Origin of the sequence: Vibrio sp. J1-1 (genome assembly GCF_021728395.1) — a bacterium.
Taxonomy (GTDB): Bacteria; Pseudomonadota; Gammaproteobacteria; order Enterobacterales; family Vibrionaceae; genus Vibrio.
The window spans coordinates 217,481-236,948 of sequence record NZ_JAKKCM010000005.1 but is presented as its reverse complement, the minus strand read 5'-3'; the positions used below and the strand labels follow the sequence as shown (position 1 = coordinate 236,948).

Sequence of the window (19,468 nt, the reverse complement as noted above, 5' to 3'; positions counted from 1 at the left end):
CGTGATCGTTAAACCAGCGCCAAGGAAGCAAATGCGAAAACATCAAGCGTTTACATTAATAGAAATTCTATTGGTGCTGGTTTTATTATCTCTGACCGCGTTAGCGGTAGTCACCACATTGCCTACCAGTCAGAAAGACCTTTCAAAACAATACGCACAAAGCTTTTTTCAGCGCTTACTGCTGCTCAATGAAGAGGCAGTATTGAGTGGCAAAGATTTTGGTGTTCGAGTTGACGACGTAAAATCGACCTACGCATTACTGAGCCTTGGCGAAGAGGGCTGGCAACCATTAGACATGCGCCAGATACCCAGTGACACCACGTTAGACGAAGACATCGCGTTGCAATTGGAGTTAGGTGGTGGTGCCTGGGATGACGATGATCGCCTGTTTGAGCCGGGCTCCCTGTTTGATGAAGATATGTTTGCCGAGCAGGAAAAAGAGGAAAAGAGTAAACCACCACAAGTGTTTGTGTTTTCCAGTGCTGAACTGACGCCGTTTATATTGTCTTTTTTCCCAAAAAATGGCGATGCATTGAATGATGGCTGGCGTGTTGTGGGTAAAGAGTCCGGTCAGATTTTGCTGTTAGCACCGGGCGAAGAAGTAGAAGAGGATGAGAATGCGCAATTTTAAGCGAACTCACCTGAACTTAACGGGGCACCGAAGCAGAGGCATGACCTTACTGGAGGTGCTTGTTGCGCTGGCGATTTTTGCTACAGCGGCGATTAGTGTGATTCGCTCTGTGAGCCAACACATCAATACGGTTGGCTACTTAGAAGAAAAAATGTTTGCAGCAATGGTTGTGGATAATCAAATGGCTAATGTGATGTTAGACACCAGTGAGCTCAAAGCGAAAAATGGCACTGAGGAACTGGCTGGACGCACGTGGTACTGGAAAGTTGCGCCAGTTGCTACCACGCAGCCATTGCTGAAAGCATTTGATGTAAGCGTCGCGACAGCGAAAGACGCAAGCCCGGTTGTGACGGTACGAAGCTATGTGGCGCAGTAGAGGGCACAACGTGGCTAAGCAGCACAAGCAAAAAGGTTTTACACTTATCGAAGTGTTAGTGTCGATTGCGATCTTTGCCAGCTTAAGTGTTGCTGCCTATCAGGTGGTATCGCAGATACAGCGCAGCAACCTGATTTCTCAAGAACGTACAGCACGTTTGAATGAGCTGCAACGCACGATGGTGATGATGGACAATGACTTTCGTCAGATGGCCTTGCGTCGCACTCGTACCGATGGAGAGGAGGCGGCAAGTCAGCTCATCTTTTGGTCAGATTACTTACTGGACTCTGATGCCAAAGGGGTGATGTTTGCGCGCTTGGGTTGGCACAACCCGCAACAGCAGTTTCCTCGCGGTGAGGTAACGAAAGTAGGCTATCGTCTTAAAGGCGAGACACTACAACGCATCTGGTGGCGCTATCCAGATACACCTGTTGGGCAGGAAGGGATTGTTACGCCACTACTGACGCAAGTCGAAGCATTCGACATTCGCTTTTATGATGGTAATCAGTGGAAGAGTGATTGGGACAGTAATGATTCATTGCCTAAAGCCGTATCGGTGGTTCTGACGCTGAAGGACTATGGCAAAATCACGCGCACTTATCTTACACCAGACGGCAAACTGGGTGAGTCAGAGGGGAGTGACAATGGCTAAAAGTCAGCGTGGTGTCGCTCTACTCATCGTCCTGATGTTGCTGGCGATAATGACGACGGTAGCAGCAAGCATGTCTGAGCGTCTATTTGCTCAGTTTCAGCGTGGTGGTAACCAAATCAATTTCCAACAGGCTTATTGGTATAGTTTAGGCGTCGAAGCACTGGCAAAAGTGGGTATTGAACAAAGCTATGAGGATACCGACACCATTAACCTGAGCCAGCCGTGGGCGATAAAAGATCAGGTTTATCCACTTGATTACGGTCAGGCGACCGGACGGATTGTAGATAAGCAAGCGTGCTTTAACCTCAACGTGTTGAGCCGTGTTCAGTCGACCAGCCAGCAAACCGCCAGACCTTACTTGGTGCAGGTCCTGCAACGCTTACTGGAAGAGTCGGAAGTGGACCCGTATCAAGCCGAAGTGATTGCAGACTCGACTTGGGAGTACGTAGACAGCGACTCTGTGGTTCGCTCGACGACAGGAGTTGAAGACAGTACTTACGAAGCGATGAGTCCTGCTTATTTACCGCCAAATAGCTGGATGGCGGATAAAACCGAGTTACGTTCAGTCTATCAGGTGAGTGGCGAGTTCTATCAAAAAATAGCGCCGTTAGTCTGTGCACTGCCAAGCGATGACTGGCGTCTGAACGTGAATACTATTGAAGCTGAACAAGCGCCAATTTTAGTCGCGATGTTCTCACCCGGTTTGAGCAACAGTGATGCGGTACAGTTGATAGAAAAGCGCCCATTCGATGGTTGGGACAATATTGAAGCGTTTTTAGCCGAGTCAGAATTAGCTGGCTTAAACGAAAATATCACGAAGGAAGCCAAAGCTTATTTAGGCGTTGATAGCGCTTTCTTCGAATTAGATGCACAAGTGCTGGTGGATGATTCACGCGTACGTATCCGCAGCCTTTTGCAAAGTACAAACAGAGATACAGTGACGGTAGTACGCCGTCGTTTTGGAGGGATCAGTGAGCGAGTTTCTGACCGTTCGGCTGAGTAGCGAACAACAAAGTACCATTCCTTGGGTGGTGTGGTCGACAGAGCAGCAGGAAGTGATTGCCAGCGGCGAAATCGCCGGGTGGGAACATTTGGATGAGTTAGTGTCTTACGCTAACCAGCGTCCGGTGTTTGCTTTACTGGCAAGTAACGATGTCGTGCTCACTCAAGTGGATATCCCCGCAGGCGCAGAACGTCAGTTCGACACCATGCTGCCGTATCTGGTAGAAGACGAAGTGGCACAAGATGTCGACAGTCTTCACTTCACGGTATTAAGCAAGCAATCGGGTAAAGCGCACGTGTGTGCGGTTGAGCGAATGTGGGTCCAAACCGTACTGCAGCGCTTCTTGAGCCAGGGAATGACAATTAAGCGTATTTTGCCAGATGTTTTGGCATTACCAGAGAGTGAGAATAGCAGCGCTGCACTGATGGGTGATCAGTGGCTGATTCGCCATTCACAAACCGAAGGTGCGGTGGTAGATGATTCATGGCTAGACCTTTATCTCTCATCTTATTTGCAAAGCCATGAAGGTTGGAAGCTCGACTGTTACAGTTCAGTTCCAGAGTCTGCCGTCAGTGAAGTATGGGTTCCTCAGCCAGAAGAAATGACGATGGCGTTGTTAGCCAGAGGTGTGGCTGAAAGCAAAACCAACTTACTAACCGGAACATTTAAGCCGAAATCCTCTTGGGGTAAATACTGGAAAATATGGCAAAAAGCCGCCATCGCTGCGGGCGTTTTGCTCGTGGTCATGGTCGCTCAGCAGTTGCTAATGGTACATAAGTATGAAGCTCAGGCTCAGGCGTACCGCGAAGAAAGTGAACGCATTTTTCGCCAGATTTTCCCAGGTAAAAATCGCATTCCGACCGTCAGTTACCTTAAACGCCAAATGACGGATGAAGAGCGTCGCTTGTCTGGTGGTTCTGGTGATGAAGCGATGTTGGTTTGGCTGGCTGCACTTCCTTCTGCGCTGAGTCAGGTTGATGATTTGGAAATTACCAGCTTCAAATATGATGGCCAGCGTGGAGAAGTAAGAATTCACGCTCGCAGCTCGGATTTTCAGCCTTTTGAGCAGGCTCGAGTCAAGCTTGCTGAAAGGTTTAATGTCGAGCAAGGCCAGCTTAATCGCAACGATAAAGTTGTGATGGGCAGTTTTGTATTGAAACGTTTGTGAGGTGGTGATGAAGAATTTAATCTCTCAAGTCCAAACTTGGTGGAGCAGTATCTCACAGCGTGAACAGCGTATGATGATGGGGTGTGGAGTGCTCGTAATTGTCGGTCTCATTTATTGGGGCATATTACAACCGATGAGTCAGCGAGCAGAATTGGCACAGTCAAGAATACAGAGTGAGAGAGAGCTTCTTGCCTGGGTGAAAGACAAAGCAGACGACATCACGGCACTGCGTAAGAGTGGTGGTGTGACCTACTCGAATCAGCCTCTTAACCAACTGGTGTCATCTTCGGCACGCCGTTATAAGGTTGAGTTGATCCGTGTACAGCCCCGCAATGAGAGTGTTCAGGTGTGGATCAAACCATTAGCCTTTAACCAGTTGGTTGATTGGTTGCGGTATTTGAAAGAACAGCAAGGTATCGAAGTGGAGTTCTTGGATATTGATCGAACCGAACAGGCGGGCATGATCGAGGTGAATCGTCTGCAGTTTAAGCGAGGATAAAGTGAAGCGAGTTGTACTTTATGCAGTCATCTTTATTGCCTGCTTTTCAGTGAGTTTATTAATGGGGCTGCCGGTATCCTGGGTTGTTCAACAAAGTCCAAAGATGAGAGGACTCGATATCCAGGGGGCTCAGGGCACCATATGGCAAGGTCAGGCTTCCAATGTGCGTTGGCAACGTCAAAACTTGGGTGAAGTTAGCTGGGATTTCCAATGGTCCGCTTTATTTACTGGTAAAGCAGAATTTGCCGTGCGTTTTGGTCGTGGCAGCGATATGGATGTACGAGGACGTGGTTTAGTTGGTTATGGTTTGTTTGGTGATGCCTACGCAAAAGACTTGGTGGCCTCTGTTCCGGCAGTCAAAGTCGTTGAGCAGGCGCGCTTACCTGTTCCTGTTGGTGTCGATGGGCAGTTGGAGCTCAATATCCACCACGCAACGTATGCTTCTCCTTGGTGTAGTGAGGGGGATGGTACCTTGGTGTGGAGTGCGAGTGGCATACAAAGTCCATTGGGGCGCTTAGAGCTCGGTCCGGTCGTAGCAAACTTGAGCTGTAAAGACAGCGTGCTGGCTGCGTCCGGTGAACAAAATAGCCCGCAAGTCTCAGCGGCGTTTTCGGCTGAGTTAATGCCTAACCAGCGTTACTCGACGAAAGCATGGTTTAAGCCGGGCGCAGAGTTCCCTTCAGCGATGGGAGATCAGCTGCAATGGCTCGGTAAGCCAAATTCACAAGGTCAATATGAGTTTGACTACAAAGGGCGCTTTTAAATAAAACCTAAATTAGACAAAGAAAAGAGCTGCCAATGTGCAGCTCTTTTTGTTTTTGGATCATGGTAGGCCAAACCCTCTAATCGCTGTACGAGAAAATATCCCGTCTATGCACTACGGTTTAACTGATTGATTTTCAGTTGCTTTGTTGGTGGCTGTACAGCTTGGGTAGCTTTTGGATCATAGTAGGCTAAATGCCCTGATAGCTGTACTGCGATAAAAGAAAGGCCACGAATTAGATTCGTGGCCTTATAGAAGTTCACTCTGTCGGGGCGAGAAAGTTAATCTTTTCGCTGAAGAATATCATTCCAAGGTAATGATTCATCACCCAATACGATGAAGTTAGGGTTTTCCAACGTTTCGCGCTCATTGTAAGACAGAGGTTCCAATTGAGTGCTCAGGATGCGCCCTCCAGCCTCTTCAACAATACACTGTGTCGCGGCTGTGTCCCACTCGCCAGTTGGCCCTAAGCGCAGGTAACAGTCCACCGCACCTTCAGCAACTAAACACGCTTTTAATGCAGCAGAGCCAAGTGGGATCAGTTCGTAATTCCAGGCGCTGCTCATGCGGTTAGTGATGCGGTTGATGTCCTGACGACGGCTGATGGCAATCGCAATATTTTGACCGGGCTGTTCGTGCTTATGAGTGTGGATTCTCACGCTCTCCGACATGTCGGGAATTTTCCATGCGCCTTTTCCGCTGTAGGCATAATAAGTGACACCAGACACTGGGCCATAAACAACGCCTAGCGTCGGCTTGTTGTTGTCGACTAGGGCGATAATCGTCGCGAAGTCGCCACTGCGTGCGATGAATTCCTGAGTACCATCGAGAGGGTCTACCAGCCAATAGCGTTGCCATTGGGCACGTTTTGACAGGCTGATGTCTGCGTCTTCTTCAGACAATACGGGAATATCCGGAGTCAGTTCGCTCAGGCGTTCAATGATGAACTTGTGTGCAGCGATATCAGCACTGGTAACCGGCGTTTCATCACTTTTGGTGTATTCTTCGTATTGCTTATTTTGATAGATATCAAGGATCAATTGCCCGGCGCTGCGGGCGATCTCAATAACTTGAGGAAGTAGATGAGATAGATCTTTTGTCATTGGCATAGGTGATTGTCCTTACTCACAACGATGATTTGGCTCTGTTGTTGTTATTGGTTACTGTTGCGAGTGGTATTGCGTAAATGTTTCAGTGCTAACATCAATGCGGTGATGCTGCGTGCTTCACAGAAATCCAAGTGCGTGATGAGCTCTTCAGCTTGCGCCAGTGGCCAGCGCACAATTTCTAATGGCTCTGGTTCGTCACCTTCTTGTTTTTCCGGATACAACGCCTGACCTAAAAACAGGGTCATTTTGCTGGAAAAGTAAGAGGGGGCGAGGACAACTTGTTTTAAAGCGGTTAATTGATTGCAGCCAAAGCCGATTTCTTCTTTCAGCTCGCGGTCTGCCGCCTCATGTGGTGTTTCTCCCGGATCGATAAGACCTTTGGGAAAGCCCAATTCATACCGTTCTGTACCAGCCGCGTACTCGCGTACCAACAGGAGATCGCCCTGTTCGGTAACAGGCACAACCATTACAGCATCTCGGCCACTAGGTTTCATACGCTCGTAAGTGCGATGTTCGCCATTAGAAAAGCGAAGGTCGAGGGCTTCCACTGCAAACAGCTTAGACTTTGCGACAGTCTGGCAAGAGAGAATCTCTGGTGGGGTCCTTTTCGACATAGCGCTGGCTCCTTGGTGTCGTTGGGTTTTACGAGGTGCGTAAGACTCTTAATATATGAAAAGTCTGCCTGAGTTGCTAGCTGGAATTTATCGCTCTGACGCATGCTAGATACAAAAACGGGAGACATGAGTCTCCCATTTTCAACGACAGTACTTACTTAGTAGTAAGAGTGATCACCACGATCGTGTTCTGTAGCATCTCGAACCGCTGTTAGCTCACCAGAAAACTGGTTTAGTAGCTCTTTTTCGATGCCTTCTTTCAGTGTTACGTCGACCATTGAACAGCCGTTACAGCCGCCACCAAATGCAACGATAGCAACACCGTCATCAGTGATTTCAACCAGACTTACGTGACCGCCGTGGCCAGCAAGCTGCGGGTTTACCTGAGTTTGGATAGCGTATTCAACACGCTCAACAAGCGGTGCATCATCCGACACTTTACGCATTTTAGCGTTTGGTGCTTTTAGCGTTAGTTGAGAACCCATTTTGTCTGTAACGAAGTCGATTTCAGCGTCTTCAAGGAATGGCAGGCTCAACTCATCAACGTATGCTGAAAAGCCGCTGTATGGGAGCACTGTGTCAGTTCCTTCCACCGCTTCAGGTGGGCAGTAAGACACACCACATTCAGCGTTTTGTGTACCTGGGTTTACAACGAAAATACGAATGTTAGTCCCTTCTGGCTGTTGACCAAGAAGATTAGCGAAATGCGTTTGCGCAGTTTCTGTAATAGTAATATTTGACACGACAATACCCGAGTAAATTTGTAGGTTACTGCTGCTATTCTACTCTTGTTGACGTATGGGTCTAGCTTTTTTGCTGATAAGGCATAGTGAATCGATCTAGAGCGAAGTAGGAGCAGGTGTTCTGCAGATGCAGTAAATATCGATGCTTTCTACACCAACTTCAAGTAGTAATTGGCATAATTGTCGTACAGTACTGCCTGTTGTGACGACATCATCAACAATCGCCACGTGTTGATACATCGGCTTTTTATTGAGGATAAATGCGCCTTGCAAGTTTTGCTCTCGCCGAGATTTAGAGTGGCCTCGCTGGGAGTCTGCGTATTGGATACGACGGAATACTTTAGGGTCAAAGTGGCGATGCAGATGGGTTGCCAAGTGTCTGGCAAGTACATCACTTTGATTGAACCCACGCGACAAATAGCGTCGCCAGTGTAGTGGAACGCTGGTAATCAGTGTCGCTGGAGAAGAAATGCGCGCCGCGAGCAGTCGCGTTAATGCTGCTACGTGCCAACTCTCGCCATGATCTTTAAAGCGTTGAACCTCGCGAGACAGAGGAAACGCATAGTCACCGAGAGTGATGAGCCGTTGCCAGGGAGGCGGCTCTGTCAAGCACTCGCCACATACCATGTCGCTCCTTTCTGTTTCCTGCATCGCCAAACCGCAATGTTGGCACCTTGTTATTGGATTAAGATACTGAAAACAATGGCTACACCAACGAAGAGCGTTCGGCGGTTGCGATGTTTCCAGCGGCAGCCTGCATAAACCACATTGGCTACCGAGCACGTGATGCATGATGTTTTGCCAGTGATGAGATAACATACAACTTATTCAGGTAGAGGTTTTGCACAGACTAACGCCAGGATGTAAGCGCAAGGAATAAGTTAAGTGGGAGAGATTGAGAGCATGAGCACGAATTTACACTGGCAGTTGTTTGGTCAGGGAACAGATCTGGTGTTGCTGCATGGCTGGGGAATGAATGGTGCCGTTTGGCAACAAACAGTCGAGTCTCTTCAGCCCTATTTTCGGGTGCATGTGGTTGACCTTCCAGGATACGGCCACAGCGCTGAACATCACGGCGAAGATGTAGGTCACATTGCGAAGATGGTGCTTAAAGGTGCGCCAGAAAAAGCGATATGGCTGGGCTGGTCATTAGGCGGTCTGGTGGCAACTCATATTGCTATTAATGCTCCAGAGCGAGTGAATAAATTAATCACTGTGGCGAGTTCTCCTAAATTTGCGGCAGAGAAAGCATGGCGTGGTATCCAGCCAAAGGTCTTGAGTGCTTTTACAGAACAGTTGCTGGAAGACTTTTCGCTCACTATCGAACGCTTTATGGCGCTGCAAGCAATGGGCAGTCCGTCTGCGCGTAAAGATGTAAAATTACTTAAGCAAGCGGTGCTCTCCCGCCCTCAACCAAATCCAGATTCGCTGCTGGTGGGGTTAAATATCTTGGCGGAAGTCGATCTGCGCGATGCGCTTACGTCACTGACCATGCCGATGTTACGTTTGTATGGACGATTAGACGGACTGGTACCGATTAAAGTTGCCAGCGATCTCAATGAACAGCTGCCACACACTGAGCATGGCATTTTTAGCCAGTCTTCCCATGCGCCGTTTATGACAGAACATGACGCGTTTTGTGCGCAAGTTCGAGAATTTGCTTTCCGCTAACGGTTTGTAAGGTAAAAAACTCAAGTTGTTCAAAATATGGTCGACATAGGGTTTGAGCTAGGCTGTATTTGCTAGCGGCATAGACGAGTGGGCGACTCCAGGAGGGTTCGCAATGATTGTGTCACCGACTAACGTAAGTGTGCCATTGATCGCCCCGTCCGTGAATGTACAAACGGAGCAAGCGGCTCGTGACAACAAAGTCCGGGAGCCTGTGACGCCAACGATGGCATTGGTTAAAACCAGTGCTGAGCGCAAAGTAAAAGAGGATGACAAACGGCGACGTCAATCTGCTTGGGATCCTTCCGAACATCCCAGTTATGAAGGGGAGCCTGAAGTTGATGCTCGTCACTCTGAAGAACCAGCCGATACGTTAGAACGGCTTTTCGGATTACTCGCACTCAAGTCGTACAGTGAAGAACAGGGTAAAGGCTATACGATACGCTTTCGCTTACCAACGCGCATTCTGGATGCTGCGATCTATCAAGGATTGATGGAAAGGCGCAGGAAAGTAATCAAGTTTCATTATGGTCACTCGGTCGCGCCTCATACACCGTCAGACGTAATAGCAGTATTGTAATAACTCAACACTCTACTCAAATAAAAACGCTCCAGCAGAGCTACCTGACTGGAGCGTTTTCTTTATTTTTGCGGAATTTACTTTTTCGCCTTGGCAAAAGCCGCCGCAAAAGCGCCACCCATTGCATTATTTCCTACTGCATTGTTTGATGAGGTATCATCGCGACGAGGTTGACGACGTTGCTGATCATTACGACGCGGCGCGGCAGAACGCTGGCTACGATTGTCTTGGCCCGGTTCATCGTTCAGACGCATCGACAGAGCGATACGTTTACGCTGAACATCCACTTCCATCACTTTTACTTTGACGATGTCACCTGCTTTTACCACTTCACGCGGGTCAGAGACAAAGCGATCGGTCAGTGCTGAGATGTGTACCAATCCGTCTTGATGGACACCGATATCAACGAATGCACCAAAGTTTGCGACGTTCGATACCACACCTTCCAGAATCATGCCCGGTTCCAAGTCTGCCACGGTATTCACACCATCAGCAAAGGTCGCGGTTTTAAACTCAGGGCGAGGGTCACGGCCCGGCTTATCCAGTTCTTTGATGATATCTGTCACCGTTGGAACACCAAAGTTGTCGTCAGTGTAATCCACAGCATGCAAGCTTTTCAGGAAGGTGGTATCGCCGATGAGTGCTTTAATGTCTTTGCTGTTTTTCGCTGCGATGTTTTTGACAACAGGGTAGGCTTCCGGGTGAACCGAAGAGGCATCCAGCGGGTTTTTGCCATCCATGATCCGCAGGAAACCAGCACACTGTTCAAAGGCTTTTGGCCCCAAGCGAGGCACTTTTTTCAGTGTGGTACGCGCGTCAAAGCGGCCGTTTTCATCTCGGAAATCGACAATGTTTTGTGCGATAGTATTTGAGAGGCCAGCGACGCGAGTCAGCAGAGCGGCTGATGCGGTGTTGACGTCTACACCCACGGCGTTTACACAGTCTTCTACCACTGCATCAAGACGTTTTGCCAGCATCGATTGGCTGACATCATGCTGGTATTGACCCACACCGATGGATTTAGGATCGATTTTCACCAGCTCTGCCAGAGGATCTTGCAAACGACGAGCAATAGAAACAGCGCCACGCAGTGAAACGTCCATATTTGGGAACTCTTTCGCCGCCAGTTCAGAGGCAGAGTAAACCGATGCACCGGCTTCGCTGACCATGATTTTTTGTACTTTCAGGTTGCCGCGTTTGATAATGTCCGCAACAAAACTGTCTGTCTCACGAGAGGCAGTGCCGTTACCAATGGCAATCAGGTCAACGTTAAACTTACGAACCAATTGGTCCACAATCTGAGCCGATTTATCGTATTGTTTTTGCGGCGGGTGAGGGTAGATGGTCTCGGTCGTCAGTACTTTACCGGTGGAGTCTACCACTGCGATTTTAGAACCAGTACGCAGACCTGGATCCAGACCCAGCGTGGCACGTGGACCGGCAGGAGCCGCCATCAACAAATCTTTCAGGTTGGTGGCGAAGACATCAATCGCTTCGATTTCTGCACGCTCTTTCATCGCACCCATTAGCTCGGTTTCCATGTGCATTGACACTTTGATGCGCCATGCCCAACTTATTACCTGTTTGCGCCACGTGTCTGCGGGTGCATTGCTCAACGTCACGCCATAATGGTCTGCAATGAGGGTTTCACAGTAAGACTGACGAACGCCTTCTTCCTGTTCAGGATCGGCATTCATCGCCAATGTAAGAAAACCTTCATTACGGCCACGCAGCATCGCAAGGGCACGGTGAGATGGCACTTTGCTGAGTGGCTCATTGTGGCTGAAGTAATCTTTAAATTTCTCGCCTTCGTTCTCTTTGCCTTCGACAACACGGGCAACGAGCTCTGCATTACGGTTCAGGTGTGCACGGATCTTTTCTAACAAGTTGGCGTCTTCTGCGATGCGCTCCATGATGATGGCACGCGCGCCATCCAGTGCCGCTTTGGTATCCGCGATACCTTTGTCTGCATCAAGGTACTTGCTTGCTTCGCTTTCTGGCTCAGTTTGTGGATGATGCCATAGGGCGTCAGCGAGTGGTTCTAAACCCGCTTCAATCGCGATTTGGCCTTTAGTGCGACGTTTTGGTTTGTAAGGCAGGTAAAGATCTTCTAGACGAGTTTTGCTGTCTGCCTGAGTGATTTCTTTTTCCAGCTCAGGCGTCAGCTTACCTTGCTCCTGAATAGACTTCAGAATGGTTTGACGACGGTCGTCCAGTTCACGAAGGTAAGACAGGCGACTGTCCAGCGTACGCAGTTGGGTATCATCAAGGCCACCAGTCACCTCTTTACGGTAACGTGCGATAAAAGGGACCGTGTTACCGTCATCAATTAGGGTGACAGCAGCGTTGACTTGCTCTGGGCGAACATTTAGCTCTTGAGCAATCATGCGACAGATAGCTTGGCTCATCCGTGTATTCTCTTTTTATTCAGTTGAGTTTCATTAGTGATATAAACATTGGGGTCATTCGATGAATTTGCAATGTTTTCAGCGAGCAGTGCAAAAATTTACCGGGCGCTGGTGGACATCAGTCAGGTTTGTGTCAAAACTTTAATTAAATTGAGAACTTATACCCTCGATTACCAACTAAAGTACATACCTTAGCTCGTAGGGATAATCATGATGAAGAAAATGTCTTTGGCTTTGGCACTTACCTGTGCCTTACTTGTTGCGCCGTTTAGCTGGGCGCAATCTCTTTCCGCGACCACTCAGGACCCAATCTACCAACTCGATAACAAACTGGTGTTAGGGCGGGTAGAAAATGTCTATTACAGCGAGATTCCAGAGCTAAGTGATGTGCCATTTATGGGCAAGATTGATACGGGTGCCGATACCACGTCGATGCATGCCGAGAATATTCGTGTCACTAGCTCGAACCCAGATTTCAGTAACCTGAAAGATAACGAGTTACTTTGGGCGATAATCGATGATCTCGGTGGCACCAAAGCCAAATGGGATGATGGCACTTTCGAGCCGTATCAAGTCAAAGTGAGTTTCACCATTCAGCACCCTTACACTGGTAAACCGATCACTGTCACCGATGATTTGGAACGCATAAGTGCGATTCGAAGCCGCACCAGTAAAAAGCCGATTTTGCGTCCAACCGTAAAAATGCCGATGACGATTGCGGGCCATACGGTGGATACCGTTGTGAACTTAACCGCTCGTAAGCAGTTTTCCGCGCCGATTTTGATTGGTAAAACGTACCTGAAGGACAACGCGTGGGTGTTTGCCGGATATGACTACCTGCAGCAGCAGCCCAAGGCCAAAATGATTGGTAAGCAAGAGCTTGTCTCTGTTGAAGGCGTTCCTTACAAAGTGAGTGTTTCGATCCGCAGTCGCTACACGAATGCGCACGCTCTGGATATCAACGTGGATAAGAAGGCCAAGCAAGTCTCCTTCACTTTAGAGGGCGAAAACGGCAAGCGACACCCGATGACACTGCCGCTGATTCGTATGCTTAAAACGACGAAAGGCGAGCGACCACTGGTGTATTTACCTGTGAAAGTGTCGGAAAGCGAAACTCAGCACTGGTTGGTGTATTTGCGTGATCGCAGCAATTTTAGCTCACAGCTTCGCTTAGGTAACGATGTGGTTAGCCAGTACTTTGTGGTCGATACCGATAAAGAAAACCTGCTAGGTGGTGTTGAGAAGACCTTTAAGAGTGCTCTGAAAGCCAAGCCTCTGGTGATTTCTCCTGAGGAGACGGTCAATATTGATGGTTACTCAGTGCCCGCTTACCCAACCTTTACCGTCAAAACACCGCTTCTGCGCGTGCATGGTTTTGAACTGAGCGAAAAAGGTAAAGATGAAGTGGCGACCTATTACTTAACCAATGAACAGGGCAAAGAGGAAAAAATCACCAAACCCGTTGTGAAAAAGTTAAGAGTGGGCGATATGGTGCGTCCTGTGGTTGAAGGGAACTTCGAGTTTGGTCATACCGAGCAGTCACTGGAATTTGCTATTGATGTTCTGGAACAGTATGAAACCCAACCGTTTTTCGTGTTTGGTCATGACATGGCGAAAGGTGGTGTGTTGCTGAATACGCGTGCCGATCATCTATTGGATGCCAAACCGTTATTCCGGGCTGGTCATATTGAAGTCGCTGAAGTGGAAGGCATGTTGTTCCCGGTGAAGTTGGATACGGGGGCTGATGTGAGTTCAATCAGTGCCACTGATATTAAGCAATTTCAGAAAGATGGCAAAGATATGGTGAGCTTCACTTATGAGAACGATCATGGAGAGAAGCGAACCTTCACGCGCGAAGTGGTCAATGTGATGCACATTACCGCGAAGAAAGGAGAAAAAGCCAACGTTAGGCCTGTGGTGAAAATGCACGTGAAACTGGGGGATCTGGAGAAGAAAATTGAGGTCAACCTTCAGGACAGAGAACGTTTTAAGTACAGCATGATTTTAGGTAAAAACTTTTTAAAGCATGGTGTGGTGGTGTCGAGCGATACCAATTACATCGTGACCAAAAAGTCGGATGCCAAAAAGTAAAAAATCAGTCAATTTGTAGGCTGAACTCTAACGTCGCCCCGTGTTTTGCGCACTGTGATTGGTATAATCTCAGGATTCGAGTCGGGGCATAAACCAAACCAAAATCACACGCCTCTAAAGGAGAAAAATTGAAAACTAAGCTGATTACGCGTGAAGGTTATAACAAACTCAAACAAGAGCATGATTATCTCTGGAACGAGAAGCGACCAGAAATCACCAAGATAGTCACTTGGGCTGCCAGCCTGGGCGATCGTTCTGAAAATGCAGATTACACCTTCAATAAACGACTATTGCGTCAAATAGATCGCCGCGTTCGTTTTCTCAGAAAGTTTTTACCTGAAGTGACTATCGTCGACTACTCCCCCCAACAGGAAGGCAAAGTCTTTTTTGGTGCGTGGGTAGAGATCGAGAATGAAGCGGGTGATGTGAAGAAGTTTCGAATTGTCGGGCCGGAAGAGATTTATGGCGATGCCAAAGGTTATATCTCTATCGACTCACCAATGGCGCGTGCGATGCTAAAAAAACAAGTTGATGAAGAGTTTATAGTTAAAACGCCAGAAGGCGAGAAAGAGTGGTTTATTAACTCGATTGAGTACAACGTATCCAGTTCTGACGCGACAACCCCATAATTAGAAAGACCGGTCAGTCAGGGTAATGATTGCGCCAGTTTAACCAAAACCCTCATTCATCCTGAGCAAAAGACATTGAGCGCTTTTAAAGGAGACCATAAATGATGAGAGCAGTGATTAGTGGCACCGTATTAACCCTAGGATGTTCATTTTCTGCGTTTTCCCAAGAAGAACTAAAAGGGTGTGATGCAAAGGAGTTTGCTGTCGAGCAGCAGCTTGAATACGCCAAAGTGCAAGGTAAAAAGCAGCATATTGAAGGGCTGGAACGCGCGCTAGCTTCAGTTCAAAGTGAGTGTCTTAGAGAGGAGTCGCGCCAAAAATCACATGCAGAAATTAAAGAAAGTACTCACAAGGAAAAGTTGCAAGCCAACAGCGAAACCGAGTGGGAACTGAGCCAATAACCTCCGTTTCATCGGCTATATTTTTGCTAATCTGAGCAATAACTTCGCTCAATATTGCCTCTGTGTTTTAGAAATAATGTGTCAAAAGAGCGGCTAAGATAAAAAGAGTAACAATTTGCTCAAGCACGTTTAAAGAAACAGTGATACATTTTCGACAATAGACGCTTTTGAAAGGATGTTTCAATGCAGGAAAATCATAAAATTTTAGTGGTTGATGACGATGCCCGTTTACGTGCTCTATTGGAGCGTTACCTTTCTGAGCAAGGTTTTCAGGTTCGTAGTGTTGCCAATGGTGAACAAATGGATCGCTTACTGACGCGCGAAAACTTTCACTTAATGGTGCTGGATTTGATGTTGCCAGGTGAAGATGGCTTATCTATCTGCCGTCGCTTACGTAACGCGAACAACATGCTGCCGATCCTGATGCTTACCGCAAAAGGTGACGAAGTTGATCGTATCGTTGGCTTAGAAGTTGGGGCAGACGACTACCTGCCAAAACCATTTAACCCGCGTGAGTTGCTGGCTCGCATTAAAGCGGTATTACGTCGTCAAACTATCGAACTGCCGGGTGCGCCAAGTACGGAAGAAAAAGTGGTGGAGTTTGGCGAGTTCCGTTTAAACCTTGGAACGCGTGAAATGTTCCGTGGTGAAAAAGCGATGCCGTTAACATCTGGCGAGTTTGCCGTATTAAAAGCCTTAGTCACCAATGCGCGCGAGCCAATGTCGCGTGACAAACTGATGAATATGGCACGTGGTCGTGAATATTCGGCAATGGAACGTTCTATTGACGTACAAATTTCTCGTCTTCGTCGCATGCTGGAAGATGATCCGAGCAAACCACGTTATATTCAGACGGTATGGGGCTTAGGCTACGTATTTGTCCCAGACGGCAAAGAAGTTTAATTCGCGCAACTGTACTCTGATATTCGTCTGCACATTCCGTCCTCTTATATCTCCTATATGAGGGCGGAAAATCGCGATTAGGCACTTTCTTTTAGCAATACTCTGTTAGGATCACCAGGAACTGTCCATGCGAATCCGAAGCTCTCTCACTCAATCTATTCTGCTATTCATCTCTTTGCTTCTCGCTAGCCAAGTTTTTTCTTATTACGCCGTTTTCAACTATGCACTGATGCCGAGTCTGCAGCAGTTCAACAAAATTCTGGCTCATGAGCTCAACTTGGTACTTGATGCCGATGGAGAGCTTCAAGCTGAGGCGCCATTACGACGCCAGTTATTAGAAAGGCTAGGGGTGACGGTCCACAGCATTGATAGTGAAAGAGCGGATGAGTTTAATCACGCGATGTCGATTGAATTGATGTCGGAAGAAATGACTCAGGAACTGGATTCTCCGACCGAAGTACGTTTGATATTGGGCGAGGAGAGTTACATCTTGTGGATGCATATCGATAAGCTGCCAAACTCGCTAATTCGTATTCCCCTTTCTGAGCTGCAAGAAGAGGATTTTGCACCGCTATTTCGCAATAGTCTGATCATGGCACTGCTGATTATCGCGGGTGGTTGGCTGTTTATTCGTTTTCAAAACCGCCCGTTACTTGCGTTGGAAAAAGCAGCTAAGGGGGTTGGGCGTGGTGAGATACCGCCACCAATACCAGAGAAAGGCGCGTCAGAAATTCGCGCGGTGACCCGTGCTTTTAATCAGATGTCGAAAGGCATTCAGGAGTTGGAAGAAGATCGCGCCTTATTGATGGCGGGTATTAGTCATGATTTGCGCACCCCGCTGACTCGAATTCGCCTAGCGACGGAAATGATGTCACCAGAGGAAAGCTATTTAGCCGAAGGCATCATCAGCGATACGGAAGAGTGTAATGAAATCATCAGTCAGTTCATGGATTATCTTAAGCCAGTGAATAACCAGACTTTTGAGGCGGTGTCTCTGAACGACATTGTAGGCGATGTCGCGAGCTCTGAAGGCTGTGATGATCGGGAAATTGAGACGCAAATCGAACCGTCTATCAAATACGCATTGGGCAACTCGATTGCGATAAAACGCGCAGTGACTAACTTAGTGGTGAATGCGGTTCGCTATGGCAATGGCTGGGTCAAAGTGTCGACGGGCATGACCGCAGACAATCAACTGGTGTGGGTTACGGTAGAAGACAACGGCCCCGGTATTGAGCCAGAGCAGGTCGGTAAATTATTTGAACCATTTACACGTGGAGATACCGCTCGCGGCAGTGAAGGGACAGGCCTTGGCTTGGCGATCGTTAAGCGCATTGTCAGCCAGCATTCGGGATCGGTTGTGATGCGTAATCGCAGTGAAGGTGGCTTAATCGCACAAATCAGCTTCCCGACCAAGTAATGTCATTAATGTAGTAAATAACGGGTCATTCCTGCGAGCCATAGCGAGACTAGGAATCTATTATCAGCGTGCTGAACAGGTACAGGAATCATTTTGGCGATACAGTGCTCGGATAGAAGATTCTGAATCACGCTCCTTCGTCGCTGTTCAGAAAGACGGGATATTGTCATATGCCGTTCGCGGTTAAACGAACGGCACTAAGCTTAAGTTGTGAGATTAGGCTTTTTCTCATCCTATTGATCAATTTAGGATTCTTTAATCTCTTGAGCTTCAGGCTCTTCGTCTTCCAGTTTCTCTGGCAATAGCAAGTTCAAGATGATTGCAGTGATACCACCGGCAGCGACACCAGTAGAGAAGATGCTCTTAATAAATTCTGGCATGAATTGCAGAATTTCAGGCTTCTGAGCAATACCCAGGCCCATCGAGAAGGACAGTGCCATGATCAAAATCGCACGACGGTCGAGATCAACACGAGAGATAATACGCACACCAGCAGCGGCAATGGTACCAAACATCACGATGGTGGCGCCGCCAAGTACAGGTTCAGGAATCAGTTGAACGAAGCTGGCTACGCCCGGGAATAGACCAAGCACAACTAACATACCTGAAATGAAGTAACCCACGTAACGGCTTGCGACGCCAGTCAGCATGATGATGCCGTTGTTTTGGCTGAACGTCGAATTCGGGAAGCTGTTAAAGACCGCAGCGATAGCCGAGTTTAAACCGTCAGCCAACACACCACCTTTGATGCGTTTCATGTAAACCGGACCTTTGACTGGCTCACCTGACACTTCTGACGTTGCGGTAATATCGCCGATTGCTTCCAGCGCAGTAATAAAGAAAATCAGTACTAACGGAATAAATAGCGACCAGTCGAACGCTAAGCCGTATTGCATCGGAATTGGCAGCGCAACCAGGTTAGTTTCACTCAGGTTGGATGTATCCACCATGCCCATAAAGTAGGCCAGCACATAGCCAACCAGCATGGCAATCACAATAGAAGCAACGCGAATGTAAGGGTTGTTTGAGCGGTTCAGAATCACGATCAGACCTAATACTGTGCCAGCCAGAGCCAGTTTATCCAGACTGCCAAACGTGCCGTCACCCATTGCCGCATAACCGCCACCCATTGAGACTAATCCAACCTGAATCAATGTCAGACCAATCAGAGTCACCACAATGCCAGAAACCAGCGGAGTAATGATGCGGCGCGCGTGCTCAAGCACTCGAGACAGCAGAATTTCTGCAAATGAAGCCACCAGAATCGTACCGAAAATCGCCGCCATCATTGTGCTGATGTCTGCACCGCCAGCTTTTAAGGATAAACCCGCACCAATAATCGGACCTAAAAAGTTAAAGCTGGTGCCTTGTACTGACAATAGGCCAGAACCTATCGGGCCAAAGGTACGAATCTGAATAAATGACGACACACCAGAAGCAAATAGAGACATGCTAATGATGGTGTTGGTTTGATCGGCTGGAACGCCTAACGATTGGCAGATGATCAACGAAGGGGTAATAACTGCAACGAACATCGCCAGCAGGTGCTGAATAGCGGCGAAAATGGTTTGTGGCAGTGGTGGACGATCATTTAATTGATAGACCAGTTCCGAAGATCGGTTTGAAGTTGTCATGGTTTGTCTCGCTTGTCGCAATGTTTATTACCCAACGCTCGCTGAATGGGAGGACTGGGAGGAGCTGACGTTTTGATCTGTGATTGCTGTTAATCAGTGTCAACTCAGATTGGTTTGGGTAAATACCCTAAATTTGTGCGCGATTATAGAGTGATTTATTTAAAAAGCAAACGATT

20 protein-coding genes are annotated in these 19,468 nt (G+C 47.9%); 14 read left to right on the top strand and 6 right to left on the bottom strand.

What is annotated here, in order from left to right; all coding sequences use genetic code 11:
- Window positions 1-31 precede the first annotated feature (31 nt).
- The 7 genes from L3V31_RS10440 to L3V31_RS10410 are packed head-to-tail and all read left to right on the top strand — an operon-like array spanning window position 32 to window position 5,092.
- A complete protein-coding gene (locus tag L3V31_RS10440; RefSeq protein ID WP_237315988.1) occupies window positions 32-631 on the top strand; it encodes a prepilin-type N-terminal cleavage/methylation domain-containing protein in 600 nt (199 codons plus the stop codon).
- Window positions 618-1,007 (top strand): type II secretion system minor pseudopilin GspI, encoded by a 390-nt coding sequence (gene gspI, locus L3V31_RS10435; protein ID WP_237315987.1) that lies wholly within the window; start codon window positions 618-620, stop codon window positions 1,005-1,007. The genes L3V31_RS10440 and gspI overlap by 14 nt, the downstream gene beginning before the upstream one ends.
- Complete coding sequence (gene gspJ / locus L3V31_RS10430) at window positions 994-1,659, top strand: type II secretion system minor pseudopilin GspJ (protein WP_237315986.1); 666 nt, start codon at window positions 994-996, stop codon at window positions 1,657-1,659. Before gspI ends, gspJ begins: the two co-directional genes overlap by 14 nt.
- A complete protein-coding gene (gene gspK, locus L3V31_RS10425) occupies window positions 1,652-2,662 on the top strand; it encodes a type II secretion system minor pseudopilin GspK (RefSeq protein WP_237315985.1) in 1,011 nt (336 codons plus the stop codon). The genes gspJ and gspK overlap by 8 nt, the downstream gene beginning before the upstream one ends.
- Window positions 2,631-3,830 (top strand): type II secretion system protein GspL, encoded by a 1,200-nt coding sequence (gene gspL, locus L3V31_RS10420; protein WP_237315984.1) that lies wholly within the window; start codon window positions 2,631-2,633, stop codon window positions 3,828-3,830. The genes gspK and gspL overlap by 32 nt, the downstream gene beginning before the upstream one ends.
- 7 nt (window positions 3,831-3,837) lie before the next feature.
- Window positions 3,838-4,329 carry a type II secretion system protein M gene (locus L3V31_RS10415; RefSeq protein WP_237315983.1) on the top strand — a complete coding sequence of 164 codons (492 nt, stop codon included), beginning with the start codon at window positions 3,838-3,840 and terminating at the stop codon, window positions 4,327-4,329.
- Window position 4,330: 1 nt separating this feature from the next.
- Window positions 4,331-5,092 (top strand): type II secretion system protein N, encoded by a 762-nt coding sequence (locus L3V31_RS10410; protein ID WP_237315982.1) that lies wholly within the window; start codon window positions 4,331-4,333, stop codon window positions 5,090-5,092.
- A gap of 281 nt (window positions 5,093-5,373) precedes the next feature.
- Here L3V31_RS10410 and cysQ read toward each other — a convergent pair whose 3' ends face one another.
- The 4 genes from cysQ to L3V31_RS10390 all read right to left on the bottom strand — a co-directional run bounded on the left by cysQ (window position 5,374) and on the right by L3V31_RS10390 (window position 8,377).
- Complete coding sequence (gene cysQ / locus L3V31_RS10405) at window positions 5,374-6,201, bottom strand: 3'(2'),5'-bisphosphate nucleotidase CysQ (protein WP_237315981.1); 828 nt, start codon at window positions 6,199-6,201, stop codon at window positions 5,374-5,376.
- Window positions 6,202-6,245: 44 nt separating this feature from the next.
- Window positions 6,246-6,815: an ADP compounds hydrolase NudE gene (gene nudE / locus L3V31_RS10400; protein ID WP_237315980.1), complete on the bottom strand. Its 570-nt coding sequence runs from the start codon at window positions 6,813-6,815 to the stop codon at window positions 6,246-6,248.
- A gap of 158 nt (window positions 6,816-6,973) precedes the next feature.
- Window positions 6,974-7,558, bottom strand: a complete 585-nt coding sequence (gene nfuA / locus L3V31_RS10395) for a Fe-S biogenesis protein NfuA (protein ID WP_237315979.1) — start codon at window positions 7,556-7,558, stop codon at window positions 6,974-6,976.
- A 96-nt stretch (window positions 7,559-7,654) separates the two neighbouring features.
- Entirely contained in the window at window positions 7,655-8,377 is a 723-nt protein-coding gene (locus L3V31_RS10390; protein ID WP_237315978.1) for a phosphoribosyltransferase family protein, read from the bottom strand.
- An 84-nt stretch (window positions 8,378-8,461) separates the two neighbouring features.
- Between L3V31_RS10390 and bioH the strand changes: the two genes are divergently transcribed.
- Both bioH and L3V31_RS10380 read left to right on the top strand, forming a co-directional pair.
- Window positions 8,462-9,229: a pimeloyl-ACP methyl ester esterase BioH gene (gene bioH, locus L3V31_RS10385; protein WP_237315977.1), complete on the top strand. Its 768-nt coding sequence runs from the start codon at window positions 8,462-8,464 to the stop codon at window positions 9,227-9,229.
- A 112-nt stretch (window positions 9,230-9,341) separates the two neighbouring features.
- The gene (locus L3V31_RS10380; protein ID WP_237315976.1) at window positions 9,342-9,806 is read left to right on the top strand and encodes an ATP-dependent Lon protease; all 465 of its coding nucleotides are present in this window, start codon (window positions 9,342-9,344) and stop codon (window positions 9,804-9,806) included.
- A gap of 77 nt (window positions 9,807-9,883) precedes the next feature.
- Here the strand turns inward: L3V31_RS10380 and L3V31_RS10375 are convergent, their stop codons facing one another.
- Window positions 9,884-12,214 (bottom strand): Tex family protein, encoded by a 2,331-nt coding sequence (locus L3V31_RS10375; RefSeq protein WP_237315975.1) that lies wholly within the window; start codon window positions 12,212-12,214, stop codon window positions 9,884-9,886.
- 210 nt (window positions 12,215-12,424) lie between these two features.
- On the opposite strand from L3V31_RS10375, the gene L3V31_RS10370 reads away from it, so the two are divergent.
- From L3V31_RS10370 to envZ, 5 genes are all read left to right on the top strand, one after another.
- Complete coding sequence (locus tag L3V31_RS10370; RefSeq protein WP_237315974.1) at window positions 12,425-14,305, top strand: RimK/LysX family protein; 1,881 nt, start codon at window positions 12,425-12,427, stop codon at window positions 14,303-14,305.
- 128 nt (window positions 14,306-14,433) lie between these two features.
- Window positions 14,434-14,934, top strand: a complete 501-nt coding sequence (gene greB / locus L3V31_RS10365) for a transcription elongation factor GreB (RefSeq protein ID WP_237315973.1) — start codon at window positions 14,434-14,436, stop codon at window positions 14,932-14,934.
- A gap of 101 nt (window positions 14,935-15,035) precedes the next feature.
- A complete protein-coding gene (locus tag L3V31_RS10360; protein ID WP_237315972.1) occupies window positions 15,036-15,335 on the top strand; it encodes a DUF1090 family protein in 300 nt (99 codons plus the stop codon).
- A gap of 183 nt (window positions 15,336-15,518) precedes the next feature.
- On the top strand, window positions 15,519-16,238 hold the full coding sequence (gene ompR / locus L3V31_RS10355; protein ID WP_237315971.1) for a two-component system response regulator OmpR: 720 nt from the start codon (window positions 15,519-15,521) through the stop codon (window positions 16,236-16,238).
- A 127-nt stretch (window positions 16,239-16,365) separates the two neighbouring features.
- A complete protein-coding gene (gene envZ / locus L3V31_RS10350; protein ID WP_237315970.1) occupies window positions 16,366-17,658 on the top strand; it encodes a two-component system sensor histidine kinase EnvZ in 1,293 nt (430 codons plus the stop codon).
- 245 nt (window positions 17,659-17,903) lie between these two features.
- Here the strand turns inward: envZ and L3V31_RS10345 are convergent, their stop codons facing one another.
- On the bottom strand, window positions 17,904-19,292 hold the full coding sequence (locus L3V31_RS10345) for a uracil-xanthine permease family protein (protein ID WP_237315969.1): 1,389 nt from the start codon (window positions 19,290-19,292) through the stop codon (window positions 17,904-17,906).
- Between the last annotated feature and the right edge of the window lie 176 nt (window positions 19,293-19,468).

Excerpts from the sequence above, each read along its gene's own strand:
- L3V31_RS10440 (WP_237315988.1), top strand. The coding sequence starts at position 32 with ATGCGAAAACATCAAGCGTTTACATTAATAGAAATTCTATTGGTGCTG.
- L3V31_RS10390 (WP_237315978.1), bottom strand. The coding sequence starts at position 8,377 with ATGTTATCTCATCACTGGCAAAACATCATGCATCACGTGCTCGGTAGC.
- cysQ (WP_237315981.1), bottom strand. The coding sequence starts at position 6,201 with ATGCCAATGACAAAAGATCTATCTCATCTACTTCCTCAAGTTATTGAG.
- L3V31_RS10380 (WP_237315976.1), top strand. The coding sequence starts at position 9,342 with ATGATTGTGTCACCGACTAACGTAAGTGTGCCATTGATCGCCCCGTCC.
- L3V31_RS10345 (WP_237315969.1), bottom strand. The coding sequence starts at position 19,292 with ATGACAACTTCAAACCGATCTTCGGAACTGGTCTATCAATTAAATGAT.
- gspI (WP_237315987.1), top strand. The coding sequence starts at position 618 with ATGCGCAATTTTAAGCGAACTCACCTGAACTTAACGGGGCACCGAAGC.
- gspK (WP_237315985.1), top strand. The coding sequence starts at position 1,652 with ATGGCTAAAAGTCAGCGTGGTGTCGCTCTACTCATCGTCCTGATGTTG.
- nudE (WP_237315980.1), bottom strand. The coding sequence starts at position 6,815 with ATGTCGAAAAGGACCCCACCAGAGATTCTCTCTTGCCAGACTGTCGCA.
- L3V31_RS10360 (WP_237315972.1), top strand. The coding sequence starts at position 15,036 with ATGATGAGAGCAGTGATTAGTGGCACCGTATTAACCCTAGGATGTTCA.
- gspJ (WP_237315986.1), top strand. The coding sequence starts at position 994 with ATGTGGCGCAGTAGAGGGCACAACGTGGCTAAGCAGCACAAGCAAAAA.
- ompR (WP_237315971.1), top strand. The coding sequence starts at position 15,519 with ATGCAGGAAAATCATAAAATTTTAGTGGTTGATGACGATGCCCGTTTA.
- L3V31_RS10370 (WP_237315974.1), top strand. The coding sequence starts at position 12,425 with ATGATGAAGAAAATGTCTTTGGCTTTGGCACTTACCTGTGCCTTACTT.
- L3V31_RS10375 (WP_237315975.1), bottom strand. The coding sequence starts at position 12,214 with ATGAGCCAAGCTATCTGTCGCATGATTGCTCAAGAGCTAAATGTTCGC.
- L3V31_RS10415 (WP_237315983.1), top strand. The coding sequence starts at position 3,838 with ATGAAGAATTTAATCTCTCAAGTCCAAACTTGGTGGAGCAGTATCTCA.
- bioH (WP_237315977.1), top strand. The coding sequence starts at position 8,462 with ATGAGCACGAATTTACACTGGCAGTTGTTTGGTCAGGGAACAGATCTG.
- envZ (WP_237315970.1), top strand. The coding sequence starts at position 16,366 with ATGCGAATCCGAAGCTCTCTCACTCAATCTATTCTGCTATTCATCTCT.